24 protein-coding genes, 1 tRNA gene and 1 pseudogene are annotated in these 23,041 nt (G+C 65.6%); 12 read left to right on the forward strand and 14 right to left on the reverse strand.

Features of this window, described 5'->3' with window-relative positions; translation table 11 throughout:
• The first annotated feature begins 126 nt into the window (after positions 1-126).
• Positions 127-864, forward strand: coding sequence for a hypothetical protein (locus tag WBB07_RS15565; protein ID WP_526309203.1), 738 nt, complete (start codon positions 127-129; stop codon positions 862-864).
• Positions 865-904: 40 nt separating this feature from the next.
• On the opposite strand, the gene WBB07_RS15570 is transcribed toward WBB07_RS15565, so the two are convergent.
• From WBB07_RS15570 to WBB07_RS15615, 10 genes and pseudogenes are all read right to left on the reverse strand, one after another.
• Positions 905-1,075, reverse strand: coding sequence for a hypothetical protein (locus WBB07_RS15570; RefSeq protein ID WP_526309205.1), 171 nt, complete (start codon positions 1,073-1,075; stop codon positions 905-907).
• Positions 1,076-1,086: 11 nt separating this feature from the next.
• Positions 1,087-1,464, reverse strand: coding sequence for a terminase (locus WBB07_RS15575; protein ID WP_526309207.1), 378 nt, complete (start codon positions 1,462-1,464; stop codon positions 1,087-1,089).
• A gap of 300 nt (positions 1,465-1,764) precedes the next feature.
• Entirely contained in the window at positions 1,765-2,604 is an 840-nt protein-coding gene (locus WBB07_RS15580) for a phage major capsid protein (protein WP_526309209.1), read from the reverse strand.
• 216 nt (positions 2,605-2,820) lie between these two features.
• On the reverse strand, positions 2,821-3,345 hold the full coding sequence (locus tag WBB07_RS15585) for a hypothetical protein (protein WP_526309211.1): 525 nt from the start codon (positions 3,343-3,345) through the stop codon (positions 2,821-2,823).
• Between the two features lie 8 nt (positions 3,346-3,353).
• A complete protein-coding gene (locus WBB07_RS15590) occupies positions 3,354-3,599 on the reverse strand; it encodes a hypothetical protein (RefSeq protein ID WP_526309213.1) in 246 nt (81 codons plus the stop codon).
• The gene (locus WBB07_RS15595) at positions 3,589-4,110 is read right to left on the reverse strand and encodes a hypothetical protein (RefSeq protein WP_526309215.1); all 522 of its coding nucleotides are present in this window, start codon (positions 4,108-4,110) and stop codon (positions 3,589-3,591) included. The genes WBB07_RS15590 and WBB07_RS15595 overlap by 11 nt, the downstream gene beginning before the upstream one ends.
• Positions 4,111-4,858: 748 nt before the next feature.
• Positions 4,859-5,305 carry a hypothetical protein gene (locus WBB07_RS15600; RefSeq protein ID WP_526309217.1) on the reverse strand — a complete coding sequence of 149 codons (447 nt, stop codon included), beginning with the start codon at positions 5,303-5,305 and terminating at the stop codon, positions 4,859-4,861.
• A 130-nt stretch (positions 5,306-5,435) separates the two neighbouring features.
• The gene (locus tag WBB07_RS15605) at positions 5,436-5,621 is read right to left on the reverse strand and encodes a hypothetical protein (RefSeq protein ID WP_526309219.1); all 186 of its coding nucleotides are present in this window, start codon (positions 5,619-5,621) and stop codon (positions 5,436-5,438) included.
• Between the two features lie 240 nt (positions 5,622-5,861).
• On the reverse strand, positions 5,862-7,307 hold the full coding sequence (locus WBB07_RS15610) for a recombinase family protein (protein ID WP_526309220.1): 1,446 nt from the start codon (positions 7,305-7,307) through the stop codon (positions 5,862-5,864).
• A gap of 677 nt (positions 7,308-7,984) precedes the next feature.
• A pseudogene (locus tag WBB07_RS15615) lies at positions 7,985-8,872 on the reverse strand (DUF222 domain-containing protein); the annotation flags it as partial.
• 122 nt (positions 8,873-8,994) lie between these two features.
• On the opposite strand from WBB07_RS15615, the gene WBB07_RS15620 reads away from it, so the two are divergent.
• Complete coding sequence (locus tag WBB07_RS15620) at positions 8,995-10,872, forward strand: alkyl/aryl-sulfatase (RefSeq protein ID WP_526309222.1); 1,878 nt, start codon at positions 8,995-8,997, stop codon at positions 10,870-10,872.
• Here the strand turns inward: WBB07_RS15620 and WBB07_RS15625 are convergent.
• Entirely contained in the window at positions 10,862-11,932 is a 1,071-nt protein-coding gene (locus WBB07_RS15625; protein ID WP_526309224.1) for a zinc-binding metallopeptidase family protein, read from the reverse strand. The genes WBB07_RS15620 and WBB07_RS15625 overlap by 11 nt on opposite strands.
• A 19-nt stretch (positions 11,933-11,951) precedes the next feature.
• Here WBB07_RS15625 and WBB07_RS15630 point away from each other — a divergent pair, with 19 nt between their 5' ends.
• Positions 11,952-12,563, forward strand: a complete 612-nt coding sequence (locus WBB07_RS15630; protein WP_526309226.1) for a histidine phosphatase family protein — start codon at positions 11,952-11,954, stop codon at positions 12,561-12,563.
• Positions 12,564-12,680: 117 nt separating this feature from the next.
• On the forward strand, positions 12,681-13,484 hold the full coding sequence (locus tag WBB07_RS15635; protein ID WP_526309228.1) for a transglutaminase-like domain-containing protein: 804 nt from the start codon (positions 12,681-12,683) through the stop codon (positions 13,482-13,484).
• Here WBB07_RS15635 and WBB07_RS15640 read toward each other — a convergent pair whose 3' ends face one another.
• Positions 13,485-13,853: a LapA family protein gene (locus WBB07_RS15640; protein ID WP_526309230.1), complete on the reverse strand. Its 369-nt coding sequence runs from the start codon at positions 13,851-13,853 to the stop codon at positions 13,485-13,487.
• A gap of 93 nt (positions 13,854-13,946) precedes the next feature.
• Here WBB07_RS15640 and WBB07_RS15645 point away from each other — a divergent pair, with 93 nt between their 5' ends.
• Genes WBB07_RS15645 through WBB07_RS15665 form a run of 5 tightly spaced genes read left to right on the forward strand, consistent with a single transcriptional unit; the run spans position 13,947 to position 18,064 of the window.
• On the forward strand, positions 13,947-14,900 hold the full coding sequence (locus tag WBB07_RS15645) for a glycine betaine ABC transporter substrate-binding protein (protein ID WP_526309232.1): 954 nt from the start codon (positions 13,947-13,949) through the stop codon (positions 14,898-14,900).
• Positions 14,901-16,004 (forward strand): ABC transporter ATP-binding protein, encoded by a 1,104-nt coding sequence (locus WBB07_RS15650; RefSeq protein WP_526309234.1) that lies wholly within the window; start codon positions 14,901-14,903, stop codon positions 16,002-16,004.
• Between the two features lies 1 nt (position 16,005).
• Positions 16,006-16,674, forward strand: coding sequence for an ABC transporter permease (locus WBB07_RS15655; RefSeq protein WP_526309236.1), 669 nt, complete (start codon positions 16,006-16,008; stop codon positions 16,672-16,674).
• An 8-nt stretch (positions 16,675-16,682) separates the two neighbouring features.
• Complete coding sequence (locus WBB07_RS15660) at positions 16,683-17,471, forward strand: ABC transporter permease (RefSeq protein ID WP_526309254.1); 789 nt, start codon at positions 16,683-16,685, stop codon at positions 17,469-17,471.
• Complete coding sequence (locus WBB07_RS15665; protein ID WP_526309238.1) at positions 17,468-18,064, forward strand: putative glycolipid-binding domain-containing protein; 597 nt, start codon at positions 17,468-17,470, stop codon at positions 18,062-18,064. Before WBB07_RS15660 ends, WBB07_RS15665 begins: the two co-directional genes overlap by 4 nt.
• Here WBB07_RS15665 and WBB07_RS15670 read toward each other — a convergent pair.
• Entirely contained in the window at positions 18,027-18,971 is a 945-nt protein-coding gene (locus WBB07_RS15670) for a prephenate dehydrogenase (RefSeq protein ID WP_526309256.1), read from the reverse strand. The genes WBB07_RS15665 and WBB07_RS15670 overlap by 38 nt on opposite strands.
• 94 nt (positions 18,972-19,065) lie before the next feature.
• On the opposite strand from WBB07_RS15670, the gene WBB07_RS15675 reads away from it, so the two are divergent.
• The 3 genes from WBB07_RS15675 to WBB07_RS15685 all read left to right on the forward strand — a co-directional run bounded on the left by WBB07_RS15675 (position 19,066) and on the right by WBB07_RS15685 (position 20,193).
• Entirely contained in the window at positions 19,066-19,593 is a 528-nt protein-coding gene (locus WBB07_RS15675) for a tRNA adenosine deaminase-associated protein (protein WP_526309240.1), read from the forward strand.
• Positions 19,590-20,051 carry a nucleoside deaminase gene (locus WBB07_RS15680; RefSeq protein ID WP_526309242.1) on the forward strand — a complete coding sequence of 154 codons (462 nt, stop codon included), beginning with the start codon at positions 19,590-19,592 and terminating at the stop codon, positions 20,049-20,051. Before WBB07_RS15675 ends, WBB07_RS15680 begins: the two co-directional genes overlap by 4 nt.
• A gap of 51 nt (positions 20,052-20,102) precedes the next feature.
• Positions 20,103-20,193, forward strand: a tRNA-Ser gene (locus WBB07_RS15685).
• A gap of 122 nt (positions 20,194-20,315) precedes the next feature.
• Here WBB07_RS15685 and WBB07_RS15690 read toward each other — a convergent pair.
• The gene (locus WBB07_RS15690; RefSeq protein ID WP_526309244.1) at positions 20,316-22,133 is read right to left on the reverse strand and encodes a hypothetical protein; all 1,818 of its coding nucleotides are present in this window, start codon (positions 22,131-22,133) and stop codon (positions 20,316-20,318) included.
• Between the last annotated feature and the right edge of the window lie 908 nt (positions 22,134-23,041).

The following is a 23,041-nucleotide window of genomic DNA, read 5'->3' on the forward strand; positions in this document are numbered from 1 at the left end:
GATCTTGCGATGGCGGGCCGTTCTACGAAAAACCTACACACCAAAATAATAAACCCCGGGACGGGCAGCTATGCTGCCCGTGTATTCCGGGGCCTTCGCGGTTCACAGTACCGAAAGTGGGAATGGGTGTCAACGGAACTCGGCGATGCGGCGTCGCCCGATGCGGGTGCCCTATTCCGCAAGCTCTCACCAGTGCGGATGGCACCGTACCTAGCAGCCACAGGTCAAGACGAATCCGCGGCGATGAACCTTTACCTGTGGAACTGCGCGGCAGGCGCCGCCCTTTGGGAGGTGCTCGGACACCTTGAGGTCGCGATCCGACATGCGCTCGATAGCGCGCTCACGCAACGGCATATACGACTTGGCCGTGACGGCGAGGAAGACTGGCTGTGGCACGCCGAGGTCGGGCGAGAGTTAGGCTCCCGTGCGCAGGAGGACATTGACGACGCGCTTAAGCATGCCGAGAAGTCCGCTCGGCGCGGCAAGTACACGGTCACGACCGACCACGTGATTGCCGAACTCAACTTCGGGTTCTGGCGATTTCTATTCACCAAGGACCGTGAGAGTTCGATCGGCTCAACAGTCAGGGGCGCCTTTCCGAATGCGCCCAAAGCAGTACGTGCTAACGATGTGAGCGACCTAAACAAGCTGGTCTCCACGACCTACGACCTGCGAAATCGCATTGCTCACCATGAGCCGATTTGGTGGACAAGGCTCCACTACCGCCACGACGAGGTGCTTAGGCTCTTGGGCTACATCTGCGAGGACGTGCGCGATTTTGTCTCATCGCAGAGCCGCTTTCCTGCCATCTACAACGCCCGGCCAGACGCCGCTTGCAACGGCACTCGCCCGTCAAGTACCTGAGCCAACCGCACGATAACCGGGTGTGACCCGCATATCGTGGTCACGACGGTTCGATATGGCCGCGGGCGGCGCATTCACCGTCGCACAGCTCGCCGCGCTCGGCGTAGTAGGCGTGCACCGCGGACTGGTCCCAGCTGACCAGTTCGCCGCCCTCGAACACGGCCAACGCGTCGGGCACCCCAGCATCGACCGCGCCGGGGGCCTCGGGCACCTGCTTCCACCTCATGCGCTTCGCCCGTCGATCGCATAGACACCCCTCACGCCGGGACGCTGCTGGGTCGGCTGCACCGTCTGGCCGCCGCCCTGGGTCGGCGCGGTGAGACCGGACGGCAGCTGCATGGCCGACACGAGCCGGGCGAAGGCGATCCGCTGCTGTCGTAGCTCGACGAGGGCCGGGTGCGCTTTCAGCCCCTGCGACGACTCCGCGAGCAAGCCGTCGCGGTCCACGATCGCCTGTAGCAAGTCGAGAGCGTCGGCCGTGCGGCACAGCTCGCGCAGCGCGAGGGCCTCGTGCTCATCGAGGTCTAGGACGTTGGCGACGGCGGTCCATAGCGCCGTACCTGCGGCGGCGAGGCCGTCGGGCGGTTGGCGGTCAGTCATGTGGGGCTCCAATCAGGGCCAATCGTTTCAGGTCAGAGAGAGACGGATGCATATGCCACCGAGGTGCGCTGCGGCGTCTCGCGGGGGCCTCCCCCCGGGGGCCTGTGCGCCAGGTGGCGCGTGTTCGCGGCGCCCGTGGGTGTGAGCGCCCTGCGCGGCACGATGGCTGTAGCGACGCGCAGGGCGCTCAATGTGGTGGTGTGGCTGCAGCGTTTCCGCGAGTCGAACGGCGGCGCTTCATCCCAGGAGGCTGCCCAAGTCCAGGGCAACGGGACACGACAGCCGCACACCACCGTGTTGCTATGGGGCGACGGTGAACTTGCCGATGCGCTCGGGTCGCATCACGCTGTGACCGATGCGCCAAGTCGCGCGAAGAACCACGGTGTCTGCGCTGAATCGCTCGTGCTCGCTGTTGGCAATGCGCACGTCGCCGACGGCTGACACGATCGCGGACTTGTCGATCACGAATCCGACACCGGCGGGCACGGCGATGTTGCGCACCACAGGCAGTGACAGCAGCATGGGCTGGGCGTCGGTGGTGCCCGCGCCGAGCAAGCTCTCGTTGGTGTCGGTGCCGCCAACCTTCAACCGCCGCAGCGCCGCCCAGGTGGTCGGCGAGACGACGATGAGTGAGGGTGTGGACAGGTTCTCTTCCAGTTCGGCCACGAGGTCGACCAGTGCGTCGAGGTTGTCGGCGATGGCGCCGCCGTCGACCAGCCCGCCCGTGTTCGCCAGGCCCGCCGCGGGGGCCAGCGCGGGCGAGACCGGGGCGTCCTCGGCGAGGAAGGCGCGGTCAGCGCGACGGACGATTGCCCGAGCGACGGACTGCGCAAGCTCCCCGGCGGTCTGTTCCTGTAGCCACTGCTCATTGGAGACGGGGACAAGCTTGGTGATCTTCGCGGTATGCACGACTGCCTCGGCGAGCTGCGGTGCGGCGTCGGGAATGACGGCGCCCTCGGCGGTGAACTGTGCGTCGTCGTCGACGAGGTAGGCCACGCGAACAGATGGAGCGTCGCCGTCGACCCGGCCCGCTACGGTGCTGGCCTGCAGGATTAGGGCGTCGGGAATCACGTCGCCGGGCGCGTGGGTGTACACGTCGGGGCGGTGTGCACCGGCAGAGAATCCAGTAGTGATAGTCATTTCAGTTGCCTTTCAGGGCTATTGCGCCGCATATCAATGGCGTGCGCGAATCAACAAGGGGCGTGTGTTGGCTGATGCGGGCGCCGGGCCTGCGATCGAATCCGCGCCCGCGCCAGGCGGGCAACAGGATCGATCATGCCGCTGGCCGCGCTCAATCTCGCCGCAGCACGCCACCCCGGAGGAGCTGTCAGCGGGGTGGCGTGTGCGCTTGCCTGCTCAGTCGTGCTTGCGTGGCCTGAACGAATCGACGAAGCTCGGCCCACCCCTGTGGCTGCCCGGTGCTGTTGCGCCAGAATGCAAGCCGTCCAAGCCCAAGCGCGCGCGTCCCTTCTGTGGGATACCGAGGGTTGACCGTGCCGTCTTCATCGCCCGGTCCACGGCGGCCATATCGACTGAACCATCCTCGGCGAGCACGTCGTCAAGTTTGGACACAGCCCACACCGCCGACGGGCGCATACCTGCCGCGGTGATACGCGCCTCGGCCGTTTGGCGCTGCATCGCTGCGACGCGGTTCTCCGCGGCCTGTGCCCGGTCCTCGGCCGCCTTGGCTCGGCCGCGATGGTCAGCCGACTCCTTGCGCAGCTTCTCAACCACCTTGCGCGGGAACGTGTCGCCGGTGCCGTCGAGGTCGTCGTCGGCCTGGTCCACAACGTCAGCGTCGGGTGCGACGGTAGCCCCGTCGTCGGGGATGATGTCGGCGTCGTCGAGGGTCTCAACGCCCGCGGATTGTTCGTCAATCATGCTCTCGCTCATTGGTTTGTATCCTTTCGGGTGATTGGGGCTGTGATAGTGACGTGCTCGGCGTGTCTGCTGATGCCGTGCTCGTCGAGGCTGTAGTGCGTGATCTGGACCGTGGCGCCGCCGTCGGCGAGGCGCTGCAGGTCGTCGACCGAGTGCTCGACACACGGCACAACGTCACGGGGCGCCCGCCGGTAGTCGGTGAACGCCGCGCGTAGCGGGTCGCGGCCGTCCTGGTTGTCGTGCTCAATTTGCATGCGATTCCTTCGTTTTCGATTGGGTAGCTGAATGGTTAATGCCGCCGGATGGCGACTCCCAGGCGATATAAGGTGCACCGGACAGCCACACATGCGCCGCCCTGTCCTCGGCTGACGCCCGCCAATCAGGTTTTGCGTCGTGCCGCCAATGCCCATCCACCGGCCGCCAGCCGCCCCTAGGCAGCACCGCCACGTTGACCAGCTCCCCCGACGCGGTGCGCCCGATGGCGACCAGTCGGTCGAGCTGACTTGGGCGACGCGAAGCGATACCCAGCGCCTCGTCCATCTCGACGGCGGGCACTTTGCGCATGCGGCGCAACGCCGAGGCGTGCACCACCATGCCGTCGTCGAGCCGCAGCACCCATTGCGGCGCCGATGACGCAACCCGGCGGGCCTCACACCGCAGAAGCGCCACGGCCGCAGCGGGCAGCAGATCATCCAGAGCACCGGCGCGCAGGCATGCCATGACGCGGCTGGCGTCATCGAGCGTCATCGACGGCGGCACACTCACGCCGCGGTGGCTGACCTGCGGGTCGGAACCTCGCGTTTTCACTTGGGTCCCTCGTGGATTAGCTGCGCACGACTCGGGCACAGATTGGACGCTTTCTGCATATGAGCCCCACACAGAGCGGCCCGAAGTGTTCGACCAGGGAAAACGCCCGGAATCTCTACACGTGAGCCCAACTTGTAAATGTCTGTGCCATCTGTGCCCAGAGCATCTTTAGGTGTATTGAACTGCGGAAACACCGGCACACTTTGGCCGCAGCGATCTGTGCCAATCTGTGCCGATCTGTGCCCGCGGGGGCGTTTCTGGCACGGATCTGTGCCGTTTGCTGACACGCCTGCGGTGGCGCCGCTCCCGCCCGACTGGTCACGTTTGCTGCTGCCACGGCAGTACGAGTCCGTGGCATTTCTGGCATTGAGTCCACACACGGTATAGGCGAGTACCCCGACCTGCAGAAACAGTGCTGCGATGGGCACATAGAAGCGCCAACCGGGAGAATCGCGTACTGGCGTACTGATCTGGCGGTTTATACAGGCTGAACTGCAGCTTTGCCCAGTACAGATTACCTTTTCGACTCGTACTGAAAAGCCTATGCGGTCCGATGATTTACGGGCCTTGACCTGGGCAGACGAGCCCCGGCGGCCCGTCGCGCGAGTCGTACTGAATCCCGTACTGGCAGTACGGGATTCAGTACGAGATTCAAGCGACTTGTACTGTTTGCTGCCGCCGCAGAAAAAGGGCAGCGGTGGCCCGATCATCGGCGCAGCCCTATTCCTCGGTAGGTCCGCTGGCTATGCGACACCTGACTCCGGACACCGACGCGCGCGGCCAGCTCGCGGCCGAGCTTGACCCCGGTCACCGTCGTGTCCTCCCCGGCGCCGTGTGCCCAACCTCGGTATGCCGCAAGTAGTTCAGCGGGCTTGGCCGATGCGCTGGGCGACAGTTCGCAGCACTGGGCGACGAACCGCTCAATAGCTGTCGGCCGTATCCAGTCGCCAAGCTCGCGGGCCTGCTCGACCGAACCGTCAATGCAGGGTCGGCAATCGCACGCGAACGAAGTCACGATCAACCGCTCGATGGGCTTGCGGCCGTCTGCGATGTCATGCTGCACGAGCAGCCACGCTGCCGCCGCCCGGTCATGCTGCTCAGCCAGCGACTCGATCTCTGCCCGCTGCTCAAGCGACAGCGTCTGCGTGCTCATGCTGCCCGCCCCGACTGCCGCACGGTGCGACGGACAGGCCTTAGCAGCTCGGCCAGCCTGGCTCTTTGCTCGCCGGTGAATGGCGGGGCCTGCGCCACTTGACGTTTCACGTATGCAGCCGTTTCGGGTGTCATGGCGCGGTCATCTCGGCAGCGAGCTGGTCGGCGCGGGCTGCGAGCTGGTCGGCGACACGCTGGGCGTCGTCGGCACGGTGCTGGGCCGCGATTGCGTCGCGTCGTGCGCAGTTGGCGCTGCGGCTCTTGGCGGCCTTTCGGGCCATCGCCCGAAAGTGCTCAGTGTTTGGATTGTTCGGCATCGCCGGAACTCCTCGGGGTCAACGAATCGACCCCGGCGCCCTGCGAGCACGCCCCCCACGATTCCGGGCGTCACAGCAGCGACCGGGAGGGCTCTACGGCGCTCCTGGTACGCACCCCGAAGGGCACGGCCCGGCGAGTTGTACCCCGCGCTGCACGTCGTGAGTCAGCGGCAACGCGGCCCAACCGGGTCGCTGAACACGCTACAACCGCTACAACTCAATCACGCCGCTTGAGCGCGTTCACTGCTTCCAGTCGATCCGCACACGCTCGGGCTTAAACACCCTGCCGCCCTTCCCAACCGGCATGACGGTGAACCGCACCACCACATCGAGCACGGCCCGCAGCCGATCCGGCGTAAGTTCCTTGATGGCCTCAGCGACCTCGGGCGTGCCCAGCGGGATGCCATCGAACACGCGCAGCCGTTCCTGGTCCTGCAGCGCCGTCTCGATCACGGCGAGCTTCTCGGCGACGCGCTGCCGTCGGGCGGCAAGCCGTCGACCGTCGATAATGCCCTCGTCGTACTCAGCCTCGGCCGCGCGAATCTGCGCGTACAGCGCGTTTGCCTCACCGGTGAGCCGCGCGGTCTGGGCCTCATCGTGTACCTCGGCCTTGAGCAGGTCGACCGCATCCTCGCGTGCCAGACGCTCAGTCAGCGCACCGTATACCAGCGGCTCGACGTGCTCGGCGCGGATGCTGCACCCGTGACAGTTCAGGCAGGCGTACGTGATTCGGTGCCCCACCTTGCCGGTGGGTGGCTCTAGCGGTACACCGGCCTTGCGTCGCCCCGGCTTGCGGCCCGTCGGGTGCAGCATTACCCACTGCCCGTTCAGATGGCCGCCGCAGTCGGGTTTGCCGCACAGCAGCACACCTGTCAGTAGGTGCTGACGGACCGTCTTGCGGCCTGGGGCCCGGCCAGGTGCGTTCAGGACGGCCTGTGCGGCCCGCCAGGTTGATTCGTCGACAAGTGGCGGCCAGGTGCCGTGTCCGACAATCTCGCCGCGGTGCGCGCGCAACCCGGCGTTGCGTGGCGCCCGCAGAAACAGGCTGACCGTCGATGGTGACCACGGCTTGCCGGTCAGCCCGTGCACACCGGCAGCGTTCCAGTCGCGGGCAATGTCGCTGATCGACCCACCGGCCAGCACCACCCGATACGCCTCGTCGACCAGCGGCGCGGTACGCGGGTCGTGCTGGTGGCTGCCGTCGTCGAGGTACCCGAACGCTCGGCGCCACTGCGGGCGGCCCTGCGCCGCTTTCTGTTCAGCGGCCCGCAATTGGCGGGCACGCTTGTGCTCAATCTCGTGGGCGGCGACGCTGCCCTTGAGCCGAGCCGTCAGGCGGCCCTGCGCAGTCGACAGGTCAACGTCACCGGAGACTGTCGCCAGGGCGAGCTGGCGGTCGTCGGCAAGTGCCATGAACGCCTCAAGCTCGATCGGGCGACGGTGCAGCCTGTCCAAATCCCACGCGACCACGGCGCCGATCCGGCCGTCGCGGACATCGGCGAGCATCCGCTCGTACGACGGGCGTTTCTTGCCCGACGACGCGCTGACATCGTTGTCGACGTATTCGACTGACTCCCAACCTTTCTCGGCGCAAAGGCGTAGGCAGTCCTCACGTTGACGCGTGACGCCGAGTTGCAGGCCGGTCGGATCGGAACTGATGCGCAAGTACACAGCGGCGGTGGGCACGCCTTAAAGTCTATTTCACGAAGTCGACATTGCAGGCGGCAGTAGGCCTTGTTGTTGGAGGCGTGGGTGGGGCCGCCGTCACCCCAGGCGATGGTGTGGTCGAGGTCGCTGACGTCGGCGGGGCGGTCGCAGTGGGGCCAGCGGCAGCACAGGTCGCGGGCACGGACGAAGTCGGCCAGCGCGGTGGGGATGCGGTACCTGTTGTCCGGGTCGACTGCGGGTGGTTTGACCTGCCGCACCATTGCTCCAGCAGCGATCAGCTCTGCCAGCCACGGCGTGGGGACAATCCCGAACCCAGGTAGGAACGCCACCGCACCCAGAGGACGGCGCGGTGAGTTCGAGGGTGGTGGTGACGGCGATGGGTCCGGTGATTTCTCGGGATCCCCAGAATCTTCCTCAGCAGCAACACCCGCCGCGTCGTCGTCACCATCCGGCGAAGGCATTGGGGCTTCGGCTTCGGTATCAGCCTCGACTGCGCTGTTCTCGCGGGGATCGTCCTCCACGACAGTCGGTTCCGGCCCATCGACAACACCGTCGGCCATGCTGTCGGGGGCGCAGACCCCAGCACTGCAGTCAGACATGATCGGCGCCGCCGCCGGCGACTCAGCCTCAGTGACCACGTTGTTGGTCGCGTTGTCACCGTCGGGTGCGCAGGCGGGTGCAGTCACATCCGGTTCGGGTTCGGGCATGCCATCGCCGTGCATTCGCGGGTCCGGCTCGGCGGACAGGGCGGCTTCTTCGGCGTAGACGTGGATCACCACACTCGATGCGCGGCCATCGTCAACGCTCGCCGCCGGGCACGCGGAGTTGCCGCAGAGGCACCGCAACTGCCATGACCCCGCTCCCAATGCACCCGCGGCATCGGCGCGGCGTTGGGCGAAGGTTCGCGGATCATCCCCACAGACCCCTTTGGCCATCAGCGTTACCCGCCGCTTCAACAGCGCCCCATCGATAGCTGAGAGCCGCCCGTAGATCTCGATGGTCCCGTTCTCGGCAGCGCCGAAATCCAGATCCCGATCCAGGACCCGGCTGCGGGCCAGTTTGAGTGCTCCCGGATCGTGGCGGGTCACCCACACATCGATCGCCTCATCGAGCGCCTTGGCCGACAACGTGCCCCACCCCAACGCTGCCTCGGCCACCGAAGCATCCAGCGCAGCCACCAACGCCGGGTCCTGCACCAGTTCGGTGCGGGCCACAATGCGGCGGACCAACCGCTCGGAGATCTGTCCGGACAACAACAGGGCGGCAACATTCGGTAGTCGGTGGCGCAACGCCATTCCGATCTCCATGTCCTCCGACGCCCGGCCTTGAGAGATCCCCGAGGCCAACGCGATCTCGGCGGCCACCGAGTTCCAGTTGTCGCGGGCTGCCTCGGCGACCTCCCAGTTCTCGTCATACAGCCGGGTGGTCACTTCGGCGACGAAGGCGAATCGGTGCGCTGCTGCCGTCGCCGCGGCGCGGGTCCACTCGTCGATGGCTGCGACCAGGGCAGCATCATCGAGGTCAGACCGCGACTCGGAATCCGAAAGCGTCTCGAACATACTTTCGATTCTATCCAAATCCATTGATGTCGGCCGTCGTAATCCCCAGAATCCCGGGGTTATCCACACACCTGTTTTCCTCCACAGGACCGTCTACCCTGTGGTCGTCATGCACGTTCACCAGCCGAGCGGCAGGAGATTCATCCATGCACCAAAGGCCACCGACTGCGCCCATCGTCGCAGCCCACGCTCGGCACCTCAGCACCCTTCCGTTCGGCGACACCGCCGATTTCGATGACGCCGACCGGGGTTTCCTCGGCGCACTCGAACCGTGTGTGGTCACCGCCGCCGATGGCCGCGTGGTGTGGGACAACGACGTTTACGGGTTTCTTGCGGGAGACGCGCCGACCTCTGTGCATCCGAGCCTGTGGCGACAGTCGCAACTGGCCGCCAAACAGGGTCTCTATGAGGTGGTGGAGGGCATCTACCAGGTGCGCGGCCTGGACCTGTCGAACATCAGTTTCATCGAGGGCGATACCGGGATCATCGTCATCGACCCATTGGTGAGCACCGAAACCGCCGCTGCGGCGCTGGCCCTCTACCGGGCGCATCGCGGTGACCGCCCGGTGGTTGCGGTGATCTACACCCACAGCCACGTTGACCACTTCGGTGGCGTGCTCGGCGTCACCACCCAGGCCGACGTCGATGCAGGCACGGTGGCGGTCATCGCGCCGGAGGGTTTCATCGAGCACGCCGTACAGGAAAACGTCTACGCCGGCACCGCCATGGCGCGTCGCGCCAGCTACATGTACGGCACCGTGCTCGATCGGGGACCGCAAGGTCAGGTGGGCTGTGGGCTGGGGCAGACCCCGTCCACTGGTGAAGTCGGGGTGATCGTGCCGACGCTGGACATCGTCGCCACGGGTGAGACGCACACCATCGACGGTGTCGAGATCGAGTTCCAAATGGCACCGGGAACCGAGGCGCCCGCCGAGATGCACTTCTACTTCCCCGGGTTCCGGGCACTGTGTATGGCCGAGAACGCCACTCACAACCTGCACAACCTGCTGACGCTGCGCGGTGCACTGGTACGAGACCCGCACGGCTGGTCGGGTTACCTGACCGAGGCCATCGACAGCTTCGGTGACCGCACGGACGTGGTGTTCGCCTCCCATCACTGGCCGACCTGGGGCCGCGAGAACATCCTCGAATACCTTGGCCTGCAACGTGATCTGTACGGCTTCCTGCACGATCAGACGCTGCGGTTGCTCAACCAGGGACATACCGGCATCGAGATCGCCGAGAACTTCGTGATGCCGCCGGCTCTGGAGAAGGCCTGGCACGCCCGCGGTTATTACGGTTCGGTCAGTCACAACGTCAAGGCCATCTACCAGCGCTACATGGGTTGGTTCGACGGTAACCCCGCCCGGCTATGGGCTCACCCACCAGCGGCCGTCGGTCCCCGGTACGTCGAGGCGATGGGCGGTCTCGACCGGGTGGTCGAGATTGCTCACAAAGCCTTCGAAGACGGTGACTTCCGTTGGGCGGCAACACTGCTCGATCACGTCATCTTCACCGACGAGAATCACGGCGCCGCCCGTGAGCTCTATTCCGACACGCTGGAGCAGCTGGCCTACGGTGCGGAGAACGCGACCTGGCGCAACTTCTTCCTCGCCGGTGCCACAGAACTGCGGGTGGGGAACTTCGGCACCCCCACCCAGGCGACGTCGATGTCGATGCTGGGCCAGCTCAGCCCGGAGCAGATGTTCGATGCCCTGGCCGTCAGTGTCAACGGCCCGCAAGCGTGGGATCTTGATCTGGCAATTGATGTTTCGTTCACCGACCTGGGGTCCAACTATCGGTTGGCCCTGCGCAACGGGGTGCTGGTCTACCGCAAGGTGCCCGCCCATGCGGAAACGGCAGGCGCGACGCTGACGCTGGCCACCAAGGTGCGTCTGCTGACATTGGTCGGCGGCGACCTCAGCTCGCCGGGCCTGGAGATCGGCGGCGATCCCGCGGTGCTACAGCAGTTGGTGGCGGTGCTCGACCATCCGGACCCAGCGTTCAACATCGTCACGCCGTAGGTGTCGAGGACTCCCGGATGACTCGATGCACAAAGCCGAGTTTCGCTGCCACCGGCGGTGGCAGCTCGAACGGGTAGAGCGGACTCTTGCCCATCGCGGTGTTGACCCTGTTGAAGAACAACGACATCCATTTCCAGTCGTACAGCAGCCGTTCGACCGGCTGGTCGGCGTAGGACTCCAAAGCGGCGATATCGCGTTGGCCGCGGAACCGCACCTGGTCGGCGTGCAACACCATGCCCGCTTCGCGGCAGGTGTCGATGGTGTCGGTGATGTGCAGGTAGTGCGCAAAGCACTCCGCAAAATCCTCCCACGGGTGCATCGTCGCGTATTCGGAGATGAACGAGGCCTGCCAGCCCTCGGGGGCGCCGAGACTGTAGTGCCGCGCGATTGCGTCGCTGTAGCCGGCGGTTTCATCGCCGAACAGGGTGCGGCACTCCTGGAGATAGCGGTCCGCGCCCGGACCGCTTTCCACCAGGATGTTCTGGTAGTAATGGCCGACTTCGTGGCGGAAGTGGCCCAGCATCGTGCGGTAGGGCTCACCGAGGTTGACCCGCAACTGTTCTCGGTAGGCGTCGAGGGTTTCCACGAGGTCGATGGTGATCACACCGTTGGCGTGGCCGATGATCACCGTCTGCCCGGTGGTGTAACTGGACAACAAGTCGAATGCCAGGCCGCCGTCACCTCGCCACCACGGTCGGATCGGCAAGCCGATATCGGTGAGTTGGTAGACCAGCCGTCGCAGAGCCTGCGTCGTGGGCACCAGCTTTTCCCGGGCCAGGGTGTCGTCCGGAGCCGGCTCGTGGCGGATCAGGGAGTCGGCCGGGCATCTGCCGCGCTGATAGGCCTCGTCCTGCTCAGCGGGTGTCAGCCAGTTACACCCGAGGGTGTCGCTCTGGGTGCACCGGACCCAGAGCTGCCCGTCGAGCACGGCGGCACCGTCGGAAATCGCCAGCATCGACTTGCTTGGCAGATGCAAGCCGACGGCTGCGGCGCAGTTCGGGCAGTTGGCACACTCGAAGGGAGTGAAGTGGTGGCACACCGGACAAGCGAACGCGCGCATGGGCCATATCGTTGCATGTATGCAACTGCTTCTGATCCGTCACGCACTGCCCAATCGCAGCGAGCTTGGGCAGGGTTCGGACCCGGAACTGTCGCCCGCGGGTCTAGAGCAGGCGCAGCGACTTCCCGAGGCGGTCCGGCGCTATCCGTTGGCCCGACTGGTCAGCAGTCCACAGCAGCGCGCCGTGCAGACGGCGCAACCGCTGGCAGCAGCCCGTGGACTTCCCGTCGAGATCGATGAACGCCTCGCCGAGTACGACCGCGACATGGCAGCCTATGTGCCGGTGGAACTGCTGCGATCCGAACGGCCGCAGGACTGGGCCAGGATGGCTGACGGGCACCTCCCGGGAGGGGTCGACGAGGATGCGTTCCGCGCCCGGATCGGGGCGGGCATCGCCGATATCGTCGCGACCTCCGACCATGAGGACACCGTCGCGATCTTCAGCCACGGCGGCGTGATCAATGTGTTGTTACACGAGATCCTGGGCACCCGCCGGTTGCTGTCGTTCCCCGTCGACTATGTGTCGGTGACCCGGCTGCTCTACTCCCGGACCGGGCAGGCCAGTGTGGCCGCCGTCAACGGCACCGAACACGTGTGGGATCTGTTGCCGCGCAACCAACGCCACACCTGAGGCGGTGCCGGTGCCGGCGTCGACGCGCGGGGTATGGCGGGGGTCACAGTTTCACCAGATGACGGCCAGGGTAGATAGCGGCATGCTGTTCGGACATCCAGAAGAAAGCGTGCGGAGATGAAGCGTGACGTCGGTGCTGAACTGGATGTGGACATCACCGCACCCACCACCCTTGAATTCCAGATCGCCGTCGCACCTCAGCCCGGCGCGGCGGTGACCGAAGAGCTGTCATTCATCCTGAACGGCAAGCCGATTCAGGCGACGGAGATCGTCGGCCAGCACGGCAACCGGATCCACAAATTCGACGCCGGTGTCGGCAATCTCAAAGCGAGCTACCGGGCGAGCATCGTCGGACAGGCCGACCCGGTGCCCGTCACCGACATCGACCTGTCGACCTACCTGCGGCCCAGCCGCTACGCCGAGGCCGACAAGTTCTTCGGCTTCGCCGCCACCGAATTCGGTGACTACCTCGACTCGGCGGGGCTACTGACCAAGGTGTCGTCGTGGGTGGGGACCAGGCTGTCGTACGTTCCGGGATCCTCGGATCCGATCGACGGCGCCGTGGACACCCTGCTGGCCGGTGCCGGGGTGTGCCGCGACTATGCGCATCTGTCGGTGGCGCTGCTGCGCGCGGTCAACGTGCCCGCCCGCCTGGTCGCGGTCTATGCCCCGGGCTGCCGGCCGATGGACTTCCATGCGGTCGCCGAAGCGTTTGTCGAGGGACAGTGGCGGGTAGTAGACGCCACATGTCTTGCGCCCCGGCAGACCATGGTGCGCATCGCCACGGGACGCGACGCCGCCGACACCGCGTTCCTGGACAACCACAAGGGCTCCATCACCTTGAACAGCAGCGTTGTCACCGCGGTGGTGGATGGTGAGTTGCCCGAAGATTCCGTTGACCAGGTGGTTGCCATCCGCTGATCACAGTCCGGCGCGCAAGTTCGCCTTCGCCGCCCGGCGCAGCTGGAAGATCCGCACCGCGCCCACGGCGACGGTGAGCAACCCGCCTGCCACCGCGGCGAACAGGATCGCCACCCCCAACGGCAGACTCCAGTGCCAGCCGAGGAAGGCGAACTCGGCGGACTCGGTGTTCTGCGCAATGAAGATCAGCAGCACGATCAAGACCAGGAAGCCGACGATGAGAGATCCCCACAACGCCGCGGCCCGGGTGAACTTCACCGCCGATTCGGGTGGTGGCGGCGCCTTCGTGTCGGACGGATACACCGGGTCGGACGCCTCGTACGGATCCGGCTCTCCCGGGAGAGGCGGCAAGGTCGGGTCGCTGCTCATAGGCCCATCTTTGCCCCTTCTGCCACGGAAGCAAACCATTGCGGGGGAGTCAAAGCATCTCGTCACGCGCCGTATCACGCTAGGGTCGGCCACATGACCACGCTGCGCAAACGCATGCGGACCATGCTGGTGGCGGTGTCGGTGATCTGTCTGGGCGCCGCGATGACGGCCTGCGGGAGCTCCAACCCGCTCGGCGGCGGCCAGATATCGGGTGACCTGAAGACGCTCACCGTCGGATCGGCCGACTTCCCGGAATCGAAGATCATCGCCGAGATCTATGCACAGGCGCTGGAGGCCAACGATTTCACGATCTCGCGTCAATTCGGGATCGGTAGCCGCGAGACCTACATTCCGGCACTGCAGGACTTCTCGATCAACCTGGTCCCCGAATACACCGGCAATCTGCTGAAATACTTCGATCCCGAGGCCACCGCGACCACACCCGATGACGTCGAACTGGCGTTGTACCGCGCCCTTCCCGGAGCGATCTCGATGCTCACCCCGTCACCGGCCGAGGATGTCGACACCCTGGCCGTCACCTCCGAGACCGCGCAACGCTGGAACCTCGAGACCATCGCCGATCTCGCGGCGCACTCGGCGGAGGTGAAGCTCGGTGCCCCCTCGGAGTTCCTCAACCGCACCGAAGGTGTGCCGGGATTACGGCAGAACTACGGGCTGGACATCGCGCCCAGCAACTTCATCGCGATCAGCGACGGCGGCGGGCCGGCCACCGTGCGGGCGCTGGCCGACGGGACCGTCACCGCAGCCAACATCTTCAGCACCTCACCGGCGATCCCACAGAACAACTTTGTTGTTCTGAAGGACCCGAAGAACAACTTTCCGGCCGCGAATGTGGTGCCGGTACTCAGTTCGCAGAAGATGTCCGACGAGATCAAGACGATTCTGAACGCGGTGTCGGCCAAGCTCACCACCGAGGCGCTGATCGAACTCAACAGCGCGGTGGAAGGCAATCAGGGTGTCGATCCGGACGAGGCTGCCCAGAAATGGGTGCAGGACAATGGCTTTGACCAGCCGATTGGTGGGTAGATGATCACCTTCGATGGCGTCACCAAGCAGTACCCGGACGGGACCATCGCCGTCGACACCCTGAATCTCGAAGTGCCGGAAGGCACCTTGACGGTGTTCGTGGGTCCGTCGGGATGCGGTAAGACCACCTCGATGCGGATGATCAACCGGATGATCGACCCGACATCGGGCACCCTCGTCGTCAACGGTGCGGACGTCACCAAGGTCGACCCGGTCAAGCTGCGGCTCGGTATCGGCTACGTGATCCAGAGTGCCGGCCTGATGCCGCATCAGCGGGTCATCGACAACGTGGCGACAGTTCCGGTCCTGCGCGGTGAATCACGAAGGGCCGCACGCAAAGCCGCCTATGGGGTACTGGAACGGGTGGGGTTGGACCCGGCGTTGGGCAACCGCTATCCCGCGCAGCTCTCCGGCGGTCAGCAGCAGCGTGTCGGGGTGGCCCGGGCGCTGGCCGCGGACCCGCCGATCCTGCTGATGGACGAGCCGTTCTCTGCGGTGGACCCGGTGGTCCGGGAAGATCTGCAAGCCGAAATCCTGCGATTGCAGAGCGAATTGCGCAAGACCATCGTGTTTGTCACCCACGACATCGATGAAGCCATCAAACTCGGCGACAAGGTGGCGGTGTTCGGCCGCGGCGGGGTGTTGCAGCAGTACGACGCTCCGTCACGGTTGCTGTCCAATCCTGCCAACGACGAGGTGTCGGCGTTTGTCGGTGCCGACCGGGGCTACCGCGGCCTGCAGTTCTACGGCGGCACCGGGATACCTCTGCACGACCTGCCGCACGTCACCGAAGCCGGCATCGACGCCCTGCGCCTGGCGCCGGGCGACTGGATGCTGGTGACCAAGGACGACGGCACCCCGTACGCGTGGATCGATCACGCCGGCGTCGCATTACACCGAAGCGGCAGCTCGCTCTACGACAGCACCATCGCCGGCGGCTCGCTGTTCCGCCCCGATGACACCCTGCGTCAGGCGCTGGATGCGGCGCTGTCCTCACCGTCCGGGCTGGGGGTGGCCGTCGACGCCGACGGGCAGGTGAGCGGCGGCGTCAAGGCCGACGAGGTGCTCGACGCGTTGAACGAACACCGGGCGAGTCGGGCCTGACGTGCAGTACCTGTTCACCCACCTCGACAACCTGTGGGCGCTGACCGTGATCCACCTGCGCCTGTCGCTGGTGCCGATCCTGCTCGGACTGCTGATCGCAGTGCCGGTCGGTGCGCTGGTGCGTCGCAACACCACGCTGCGGCGGTTGACGACGGTTACGGCCAGCATCATCTTCACCATTCCGTCGCTGGCGCTGTTCGTGGTGCTGCCGCTGATCATCCCGACCCGGATCCTCGACGAGGCCAACGTGATCGTGGCGTTGACGCTCTACACCGTCGCGCTGCTGGTGCGCGCGGTACCGGAGGCCTTGGATGCCGTCTCGCCCGCGGTGCTCGACGCCGCCACCGCAGTTGGTTACAAGCCGCTGACCCGGCTGCTGAAAATCGAACTGCCGCTGGCGATTCCGGTGCTGGTGGCCAGCTTGCGGGTGGTCGCGGTGACCAACATCTCGATGGTGTCGGTGGGTTCGGTGATCGGTGTCGGCGGTCTGGGCACCTGGTTCACCGAGGGCTATCAGTCCAACAAGAGTGATCAGATCGTCGCCGGCATCATCGCCATCTTTGTCCTCGCCATCATCATCGACACCCTGATCATGCTGCTCGGTAAGGCGGCCACCCCCTGGACACGCGCGACCAGGGCCACCGGCGTCACAGCGAAGGTGGGTGCCTGATGGGGCCGATGAGCTTCCTGACCGAGGCGCTGAACTTCATCTTCACCGCGGCCAACTGGGGTGGACCGGCCGGACTGGGGGCCCGCATCGTCGAGCACCTGCAGTACACCGCCATCGCCGTGTTCTTCTCCGCGGTGATCGCGGTCCCGCTCGGCATGCTCATCGGGCACACCGGTCGCGGCACCTTCCTGGTCGTCACGGGCGTCAACGCGCTGCGGGCGCTGCCCACGCTGGGTGTCCTGCTGCTGGGTGTGTTGCTGTGGGGGCTGGGCCTGGTGCCCCCCACGGTGGCGCTGATGCTGCTCGGCATCCCGCCGCTGCTGGCCGGAACCTACTCCGGGATCGCCAACGTCGACCGTGCTGTTGTCGACGCCGCCCGATCGATGGGGATGACCGAGACCCGCATCCTGCTGCGCGTCGAGACGCCAAACGCGATGCCGCTGATCCTCGGCGGGTTGAGGACCGCAACCCTGCAGATCGTGGCGACGGCGACAGTCGCGGCGTACGCGAGCCTGGGCGGTCTGGGCCGCTACCTCATCGACGGAATCAAGGTGCGCGAGTTCTACCTGGCACTGGTCGGCGCGTTGATGGTGACGCTGCTGGCGCTGATCCTCGACGCGCTGCTGGCGCTGGCGGTATGGGCTTCAGTGCCTGGAACAGGGCGGATGCGGAGACTGCCGCAGCCGCTTCTCGACGATGAGGTGGCGCTGGAATCACGCGGGCCGGAGTCTGGGATCAGATCGAGATCTGGACCGGGCTACGAACGCGGCGGGCCGTCGCCTACGGTAGACGAATGAGTGCAGCCACCGCTCAGAGTGAGAGCTCCTGGCCGGCGATCCTGACGTGGCGTGCCCCCGACGGGGCACGCATGGAGTCGGTGCGGGTGCAGCTCACGAGCGATCGAATCAAGGCCTACGGTCGGATCGTTTCTGCCGCCACCGAGACCACCCCCGCCTTCAGCGCTTCCTATGACCTGGTCACCGACGAGAAGGGCGCCACCAAACGCCTGTCGCTGACGGTCACAGTGGCCGAACGGGATCGGCAACTGTCGATCGCGCGTGACGAAGAGAACATGTGGGTGATCCAGCAGCATTCCGGGCAGACATCGCGCTCGGAGTTCGACGGGGCGCTCGACGTCGACATGATGTTCAGCCCGTTCTTCAACGCGCTGGCGATCCGGCGGGCCCGGCTCAACGAAACCGCCGAATCGGTGAGTCTGCCGGTGGTGTATGTGCACATCCCCGATATCGAGGTGGTGCCGTCGATCATCAGCTACAGCAGCGGTGGTGACGACGGAATCAAGCTGCATTCCCCGATCGCCGAAACCACGGTCACCGTCGACGGCAACGGTTTCATCGTCGACTATCCCGGCTTGGCAGTTCGGATCTGATCACCCCGCCGGCGCGCCCGGCTGCGGCGAGGTCAGCGCGCCACCCGTCGGCCCCGATGGCCACTGTCGTGATGTCGGGTCGGCCGAAACTGTCGTAGCCGGTGCGGGCCGTGTGCCCGGCTTCCACCAGGTCGGCGACGGAACCGCGCTCGGCCAGGGCCGCGCGTGCGGTGGTGAGCAGATCAAGAGCCTGGTCGAGCACCGACAGCAGTTCGTCGGCGTTCGCTTCACACATCGCCCGCACCAGATCCGGTGCCGTGGCCGCCACCCGAGTGCCATCCCGAAACGAGCCGGCGGCCAGTGAGAACGCCAGCGGTATTTCGGCCGCGGTGGCCGCAAGCGCTTCGGCAGCCAGGTGTGGGAGATGAGAGATCGCGGCAGCGGCGGTGTCGTGTTCCCCGGATCGGGCCGGCACCACGAAGGCGCCACAGTCCAATGCCAGCCCCATCACTGCCGCCCACACGTCGGGGTCCACGTGGTCGTCGACCGACAGGACCCATGGGGTGCCGGCGAACAGCCCGGCGTCACCGGCCGCCCAGCCCGAATATGCGGTGCCGGTCATCGGATGCCCGCCGACATAGCGGGGGAGCAGTCCCGCTTTGGTCACTGCGTCGAGCACCGCGCCCTTGACGCTGACAACATCGGTGAGCGGGCATCCGGGGGCGACCTCGGCGATGCGAGCCAGCAGCGGCGGTACCGCCGGCATCGGGACGGCCACGACCAGCAGCGCGTTGTCGTCGGCGGCGCGTTTCAGCGCGTCCACGAGATCGAGGTACACCTCGAACCCGTCGGCACGGGCCAGCTCGGCACCCTCGGCGGAACGGTTGTAACCGTAGGCTCGTCGGCCCGCGGCGGAGGCCGCCCGCATCAACGAGCCGCCTATCAGCCCGAGCCCGAGCACACAGATGGGTGATGGCGTCACCGCCCAAGCGTTCCACATCAGCCCTCGGCGGCAGTGACCCGCTGGTCAACGGGGTGGCTGAGTATTAGCGTTACCACCCATGGGACCGCAACGCACGACGCAGCGAGATGTGCCGGAAGGTTCTGAACGCCCCGACGGGTTCGGTGTGGCCGTGGTTCGCGAAGAGGGCCAGTGGCGTTGTACGGCGCTCAAGAGCGCGGCGTTGAGCAGCCTGGCCGCCGCGGAGACCGAGCTGCGCGAGTTACGCAGCAGCGGAGCCATGTTCGGACTGCTGGATATCGACGACGAGTTCTTTGTCATCGTGCGTCCGGCCCCGGCGGGGACCCGGTTGCTGTTGTCCGATGCCACCGCCGCGTTGGACTACGACATCGCCTACGAGGTCCTGGAGAACCTGGAGATCGATGTCGACGAAGACGAACTGGAAGAGTCCGATCCCTTCGAGGAAGGTGACCTCGGGGTACTGGCCGATCTCGGACTGACCGAGGGCGTGCTCGGGGTGATCCTGGCCGACGTCGACCTCTACGCCGACGAACAGCTGATCCGGATCGCCAGGGAGATGGGCTTCGCCGATCAGCTGTCGGCGATCATCGACAAATTCGATCGTTGAGCTTTCCACTCACTGACCAGGAGTTGATCCGGGCCGCTCTGGACGCGGCGGCTGCCGTCGGTCCGCGCGATGTGCCGATCGGTGCGGTGGTCTTCGACGCTGCCGGAGTCGAGTTGGCGCGGGCTGCCAATGCGCGTGAGGCGCTGGGTGACCCGACCGCGCACGCCGAGATCCTCGCACTGCGGTCGGCGGCGGCCGCAGGCGGCGACGGCTGGCGGCTGGAAGGTGCGACGCTGGCGGTGACGATCGAGCCGTGCACCATGTGCGCAGGTGCGCTTGTGATGGCCCGGGTGGCGCGGGTGGTGTTCGGAGCCTGGGAACCCAAAACAGGCGCCGTCGGTTCGTTGTGGGATGTGGTACGTGATCGTCGGCTGACGCACCGCCCGCAGGTGCGTGGCGGGGTCCTCGCCGACGAGTGCGCCGCCCTCATGGAACAGTTCTTCGCCCGCCAGCGCTGAGCGGTTTCACACGATTAGGGACACAGCCACGTGACCGGTAAGCTGCCACACGGTGGCGTGTCCGAGCGGCCTAAGGAGCACGCCTCGAAAGCGTGTGACGGGTAACCCCCGTCCGAGGGTTCAAATCCCTCCGCCACCGCCATAGCCGCCCTCCTGGAATTCAGGTAGGGCGGTTTCTTTTTGTGCCAGTCCTGCCGTATCTGTCGGTCCTGCAACAAAAATGGGCCCACTCTTTGGAGTGGGCCCATCCTTGTTGCTTACTACCTACTCGGAGCTGGCGCTCTTCTTCGACTCACGGGCCGAGCTCTTGGAGGCGCGCTCGGACTTGCTGCTGGAACCGCTGCTGCTGGAACCGCTGTCCGATGCGTCGCTGTCCGATCCGGTGCTGCTGGATCCGGACTTGGTGGACCCGGACTTGGTGGATCCGGTGCTGTCCTCGGATGCATCGGCGTCATCGTCGGCTGCGTCCACGTCGTCATCGGCTGCATCGACATCATCATCGGTTGCGTCGACGTCATCCGCGGCCGGAGCCTCAGGCTTCTCAACAGGTGCTTCGTCGGTCACACCGTCGGTGGCATCGGCATCGGCATCGTCGTCGTCTTCGTTGACAACGGCTGCGGCCGAAGGCCCTTCCGATCCGGCGGGAGCGGACTTCAGCGCGGCGGTTTCGGCCGGTGCCGACAACGCCGAAATGCCGGCGCCCGGATCAACACCGGACTGATCGCCGAGGATTGCGTTCCGGATGGCGTCGGAAACGCCGATGACGATGCCGGCGCCGTCCTGGATCAGGTCCTGGCCGAACACCAGGGCCTGGACCGTGTACTCCGCACTGGCGTTGATCACGGAGTTGTACTGTGCGGCGATCACCAGCGGCAGGTTGTAGACGCTCTCGGGCATGTTGAGAGCCGCCAGGACGCCGGAGATGGCCTGCGCAATCTCGGTGTTGAGACCGGTGATGGCGCTGGTCAGGCTGATGGCTCCGGCTCCGGGATTCGGGTCGTAGAGGTCGACGCCGAGCATGAACGGCAGCTGAGCCACATCAGCGGTGGTCTCGACGGTCCGGTTGAACGAGTCGAAGCCGCCGGCGATCAGTGCGCCGGTCGCCAGGACGTAGTTGGTCAGGTCCAGGGGATTGCTGCCGATCGACGTGATCGCGCCCTGGATGGAATTGCCGAGGATGTTGACGACGCCCAGGTCGCCGGGGGTGGTGCTGATCAATCCCCCGAAGATTTCATCCCAGCCCAACTGGCGGTAGCCGAAGGTCAGGTCGGAGACCCAGAACGGGATATCGAGGCCGAGCTGGATGGGTGCAATCACGATGGCCTGGACTGCGGTGTTGAACGCCTCGATGATCTCGAGTCCGGTGGCACCGGCGCCGACATCCATCAGGTCGCGGACGGTCGTCACGACGTTGTTGATCTGCAGCCCGACGGTACTGACGCCAATTTGGGCGAGCTCGAAACCGGCGTTGCCGACGGTCTCGACCAGGCCGAGGCCGTTGTTGATGACCAGCTGGCCGGATGCCACACCCGAGGTCAGCAGCCCGGCGTAGTTGGCGAAGGTCAGCGGGTTGTTGGCCACCGCGACGACGGCGGAAAGGACATTGGACAGCGAGCCGGTGATCGCGCTGCTCACCAGGTTGAGCACGTCGTCGGTGGTGAACCAGACCGTCCCGGTTACGCCCTCGGACGCGTAGAGCAGCGAGCCCAGCCCGGTGTTGGAGCTGGCCTGCAGCGCGTCGAAGAGTGCGATCAGCGTTGCGTTGGAGGTGGCGCCGCGCAGGCTGGCGTAGAGGTTGTCGGTCAGATCGATGGTGATGGCCAGAACATCGCTCACCGCGGCCCCGGGAAGTGACACCAGGTCGGCGATGGATTCGTTGAAGCCACTGAGCTGAGTCTGCAGATTTGTGAAGAACTCCTGGATATCCGCGGGAGTGACAGTCAGCTGGATATCCGAGATCGTCACGTTCGGGATCGTCACTGCGTGGTCGTTTGCGGGGATCGCAAGCGGAGTCAGGGCGATGGCAGTCGCGGCAGTTAGCGAGACGCCGGCGGTCAGATACGAGCGGGCTGAGATCTGCATGTAAGGAGTCCTCTGGGGTTAACAGGCTGATGCGTGGACAAGTATAAGCCTATTCTCAGTCTTAGCTCAGGAATGTCAAGAAATCCCTGATAAATAGGCTTACCTAACCGTCAATCTCAGGCCTTTTGCTCAGCCTTGTGGGCCAGTCGTGGCGATCCAGCAAATTTTTGCGATGATGAATACAGGCTCAGGATCGTCTGTTGGTAGGTTTGCTGTAAATGTATGCAACTGCGCTCTCTGCAGGGTAAATTGACGCTGATGCGATATTGCCGGGTAGCCGCGGAGGGGTTCTGTGGCGCGTCGTCATGTCGACGGGGTGAACGTGTTCGGCTGACGCCCGAATTGCACCCTTGGGGCTCCTCCTCGGGGGCGGCCTGAACCTTCGGATTGTTCGGCAACGCTTGTAGCGCAACACAAATGGGCCCACTTGTAATGGTGGGCCCATTTGGTGGTGCTTCTGATGGCTCTGGTCAGAGCCTCCGCTTACTCAGAATCGGAGCCTCCACCCTTCGAGTCGCGGCCGGCCTTCTTGTGGTCGTTGGACTTGTCCTTGGTTTTGGTGGCTCCCTTTGAGCCGGAGCCCTCGCTGCTTGAGCCCGAACCGGAGCTGGAGCCGGAACCGGACTTCGGGCCGGAGGTGGACTTCGGGCCTGAGCCGGAGCCCTCGCTAACTGAACCTGAACCTGAACCCGTGCCGGAGCCCTCGCTGCTAGAACCCGAACCCGCGCCCGAACCCGAACCCGAACCCGCGCCCGAGCCTTCACCTGAACCGGAGCCGTTACCCGTGCCGTCGCCCGAGCCGGCGCCGGAGCCGGACCCTTCGCCAGCGCCAGCGCCAGCGCCAGCGCCTGCACCTTCACCGGAGCCCGCGCCTGCACCTTCACCGGAGCCCGCGCCTGCACCTTCAC

It is taken from the genome of Mycobacterium sp., from assembly GCF_049647605.1.
Classification (GTDB): domain Bacteria; phylum Actinomycetota; class Actinomycetes; order Mycobacteriales; family Mycobacteriaceae; genus Mycobacterium.

Coding starts and splice junctions, on each gene's coding strand:
- WBB07_RS15575 (WP_526309207.1), bottom strand. CDS start 1,464: ATGACTGACCGCCAACCGCCCGACGGCCTCGCCGCCGCAGGTACGGCG.
- WBB07_RS15580 (WP_526309209.1), bottom strand. CDS start 2,604: ATGACTATCACTACTGGATTCTCTGCCGGTGCACACCGCCCCGACGTG.
- WBB07_RS15585 (WP_526309211.1), bottom strand. CDS start 3,345: ATGATTGACGAACAATCCGCGGGCGTTGAGACCCTCGACGACGCCGAC.
- WBB07_RS15590 (WP_526309213.1), bottom strand. CDS start 3,599: ATGCAAATTGAGCACGACAACCAGGACGGCCGCGACCCGCTACGCGCG.
- WBB07_RS15600 (WP_526309217.1), bottom strand. CDS start 5,305: ATGAGCACGCAGACGCTGTCGCTTGAGCAGCGGGCAGAGATCGAGTCG.
- WBB07_RS15605 (WP_526309219.1), bottom strand. CDS start 5,621: ATGCCGAACAATCCAAACACTGAGCACTTTCGGGCGATGGCCCGAAAG.
- WBB07_RS15620 (WP_526309222.1), top strand. CDS start 8,995: ATGCACCAAAGGCCACCGACTGCGCCCATCGTCGCAGCCCACGCTCGG.
- WBB07_RS15625 (WP_526309224.1), bottom strand. CDS start 11,932: ATGCGCGCGTTCGCTTGTCCGGTGTGCCACCACTTCACTCCCTTCGAG.
- WBB07_RS15630 (WP_526309226.1), top strand. CDS start 11,952: ATGCAACTGCTTCTGATCCGTCACGCACTGCCCAATCGCAGCGAGCTT.
- WBB07_RS15635 (WP_526309228.1), top strand. CDS start 12,681: ATGAAGCGTGACGTCGGTGCTGAACTGGATGTGGACATCACCGCACCC.
- WBB07_RS15640 (WP_526309230.1), bottom strand. CDS start 13,853: ATGAGCAGCGACCCGACCTTGCCGCCTCTCCCGGGAGAGCCGGATCCG.
- WBB07_RS15645 (WP_526309232.1), top strand. CDS start 13,947: ATGACCACGCTGCGCAAACGCATGCGGACCATGCTGGTGGCGGTGTCG.
- WBB07_RS15650 (WP_526309234.1), top strand. CDS start 14,901: ATGATCACCTTCGATGGCGTCACCAAGCAGTACCCGGACGGGACCATC.
- WBB07_RS15660 (WP_526309254.1), top strand. CDS start 16,683: ATGAGCTTCCTGACCGAGGCGCTGAACTTCATCTTCACCGCGGCCAAC.
- WBB07_RS15665 (WP_526309238.1), top strand. CDS start 17,468: ATGAGTGCAGCCACCGCTCAGAGTGAGAGCTCCTGGCCGGCGATCCTG.
- WBB07_RS15675 (WP_526309240.1), top strand. CDS start 19,066: ATGGGACCGCAACGCACGACGCAGCGAGATGTGCCGGAAGGTTCTGAA.
- WBB07_RS15690 (WP_526309244.1), bottom strand. CDS start 22,133: ATGCAGATCTCAGCCCGCTCGTATCTGACCGCCGGCGTCTCGCTAACT.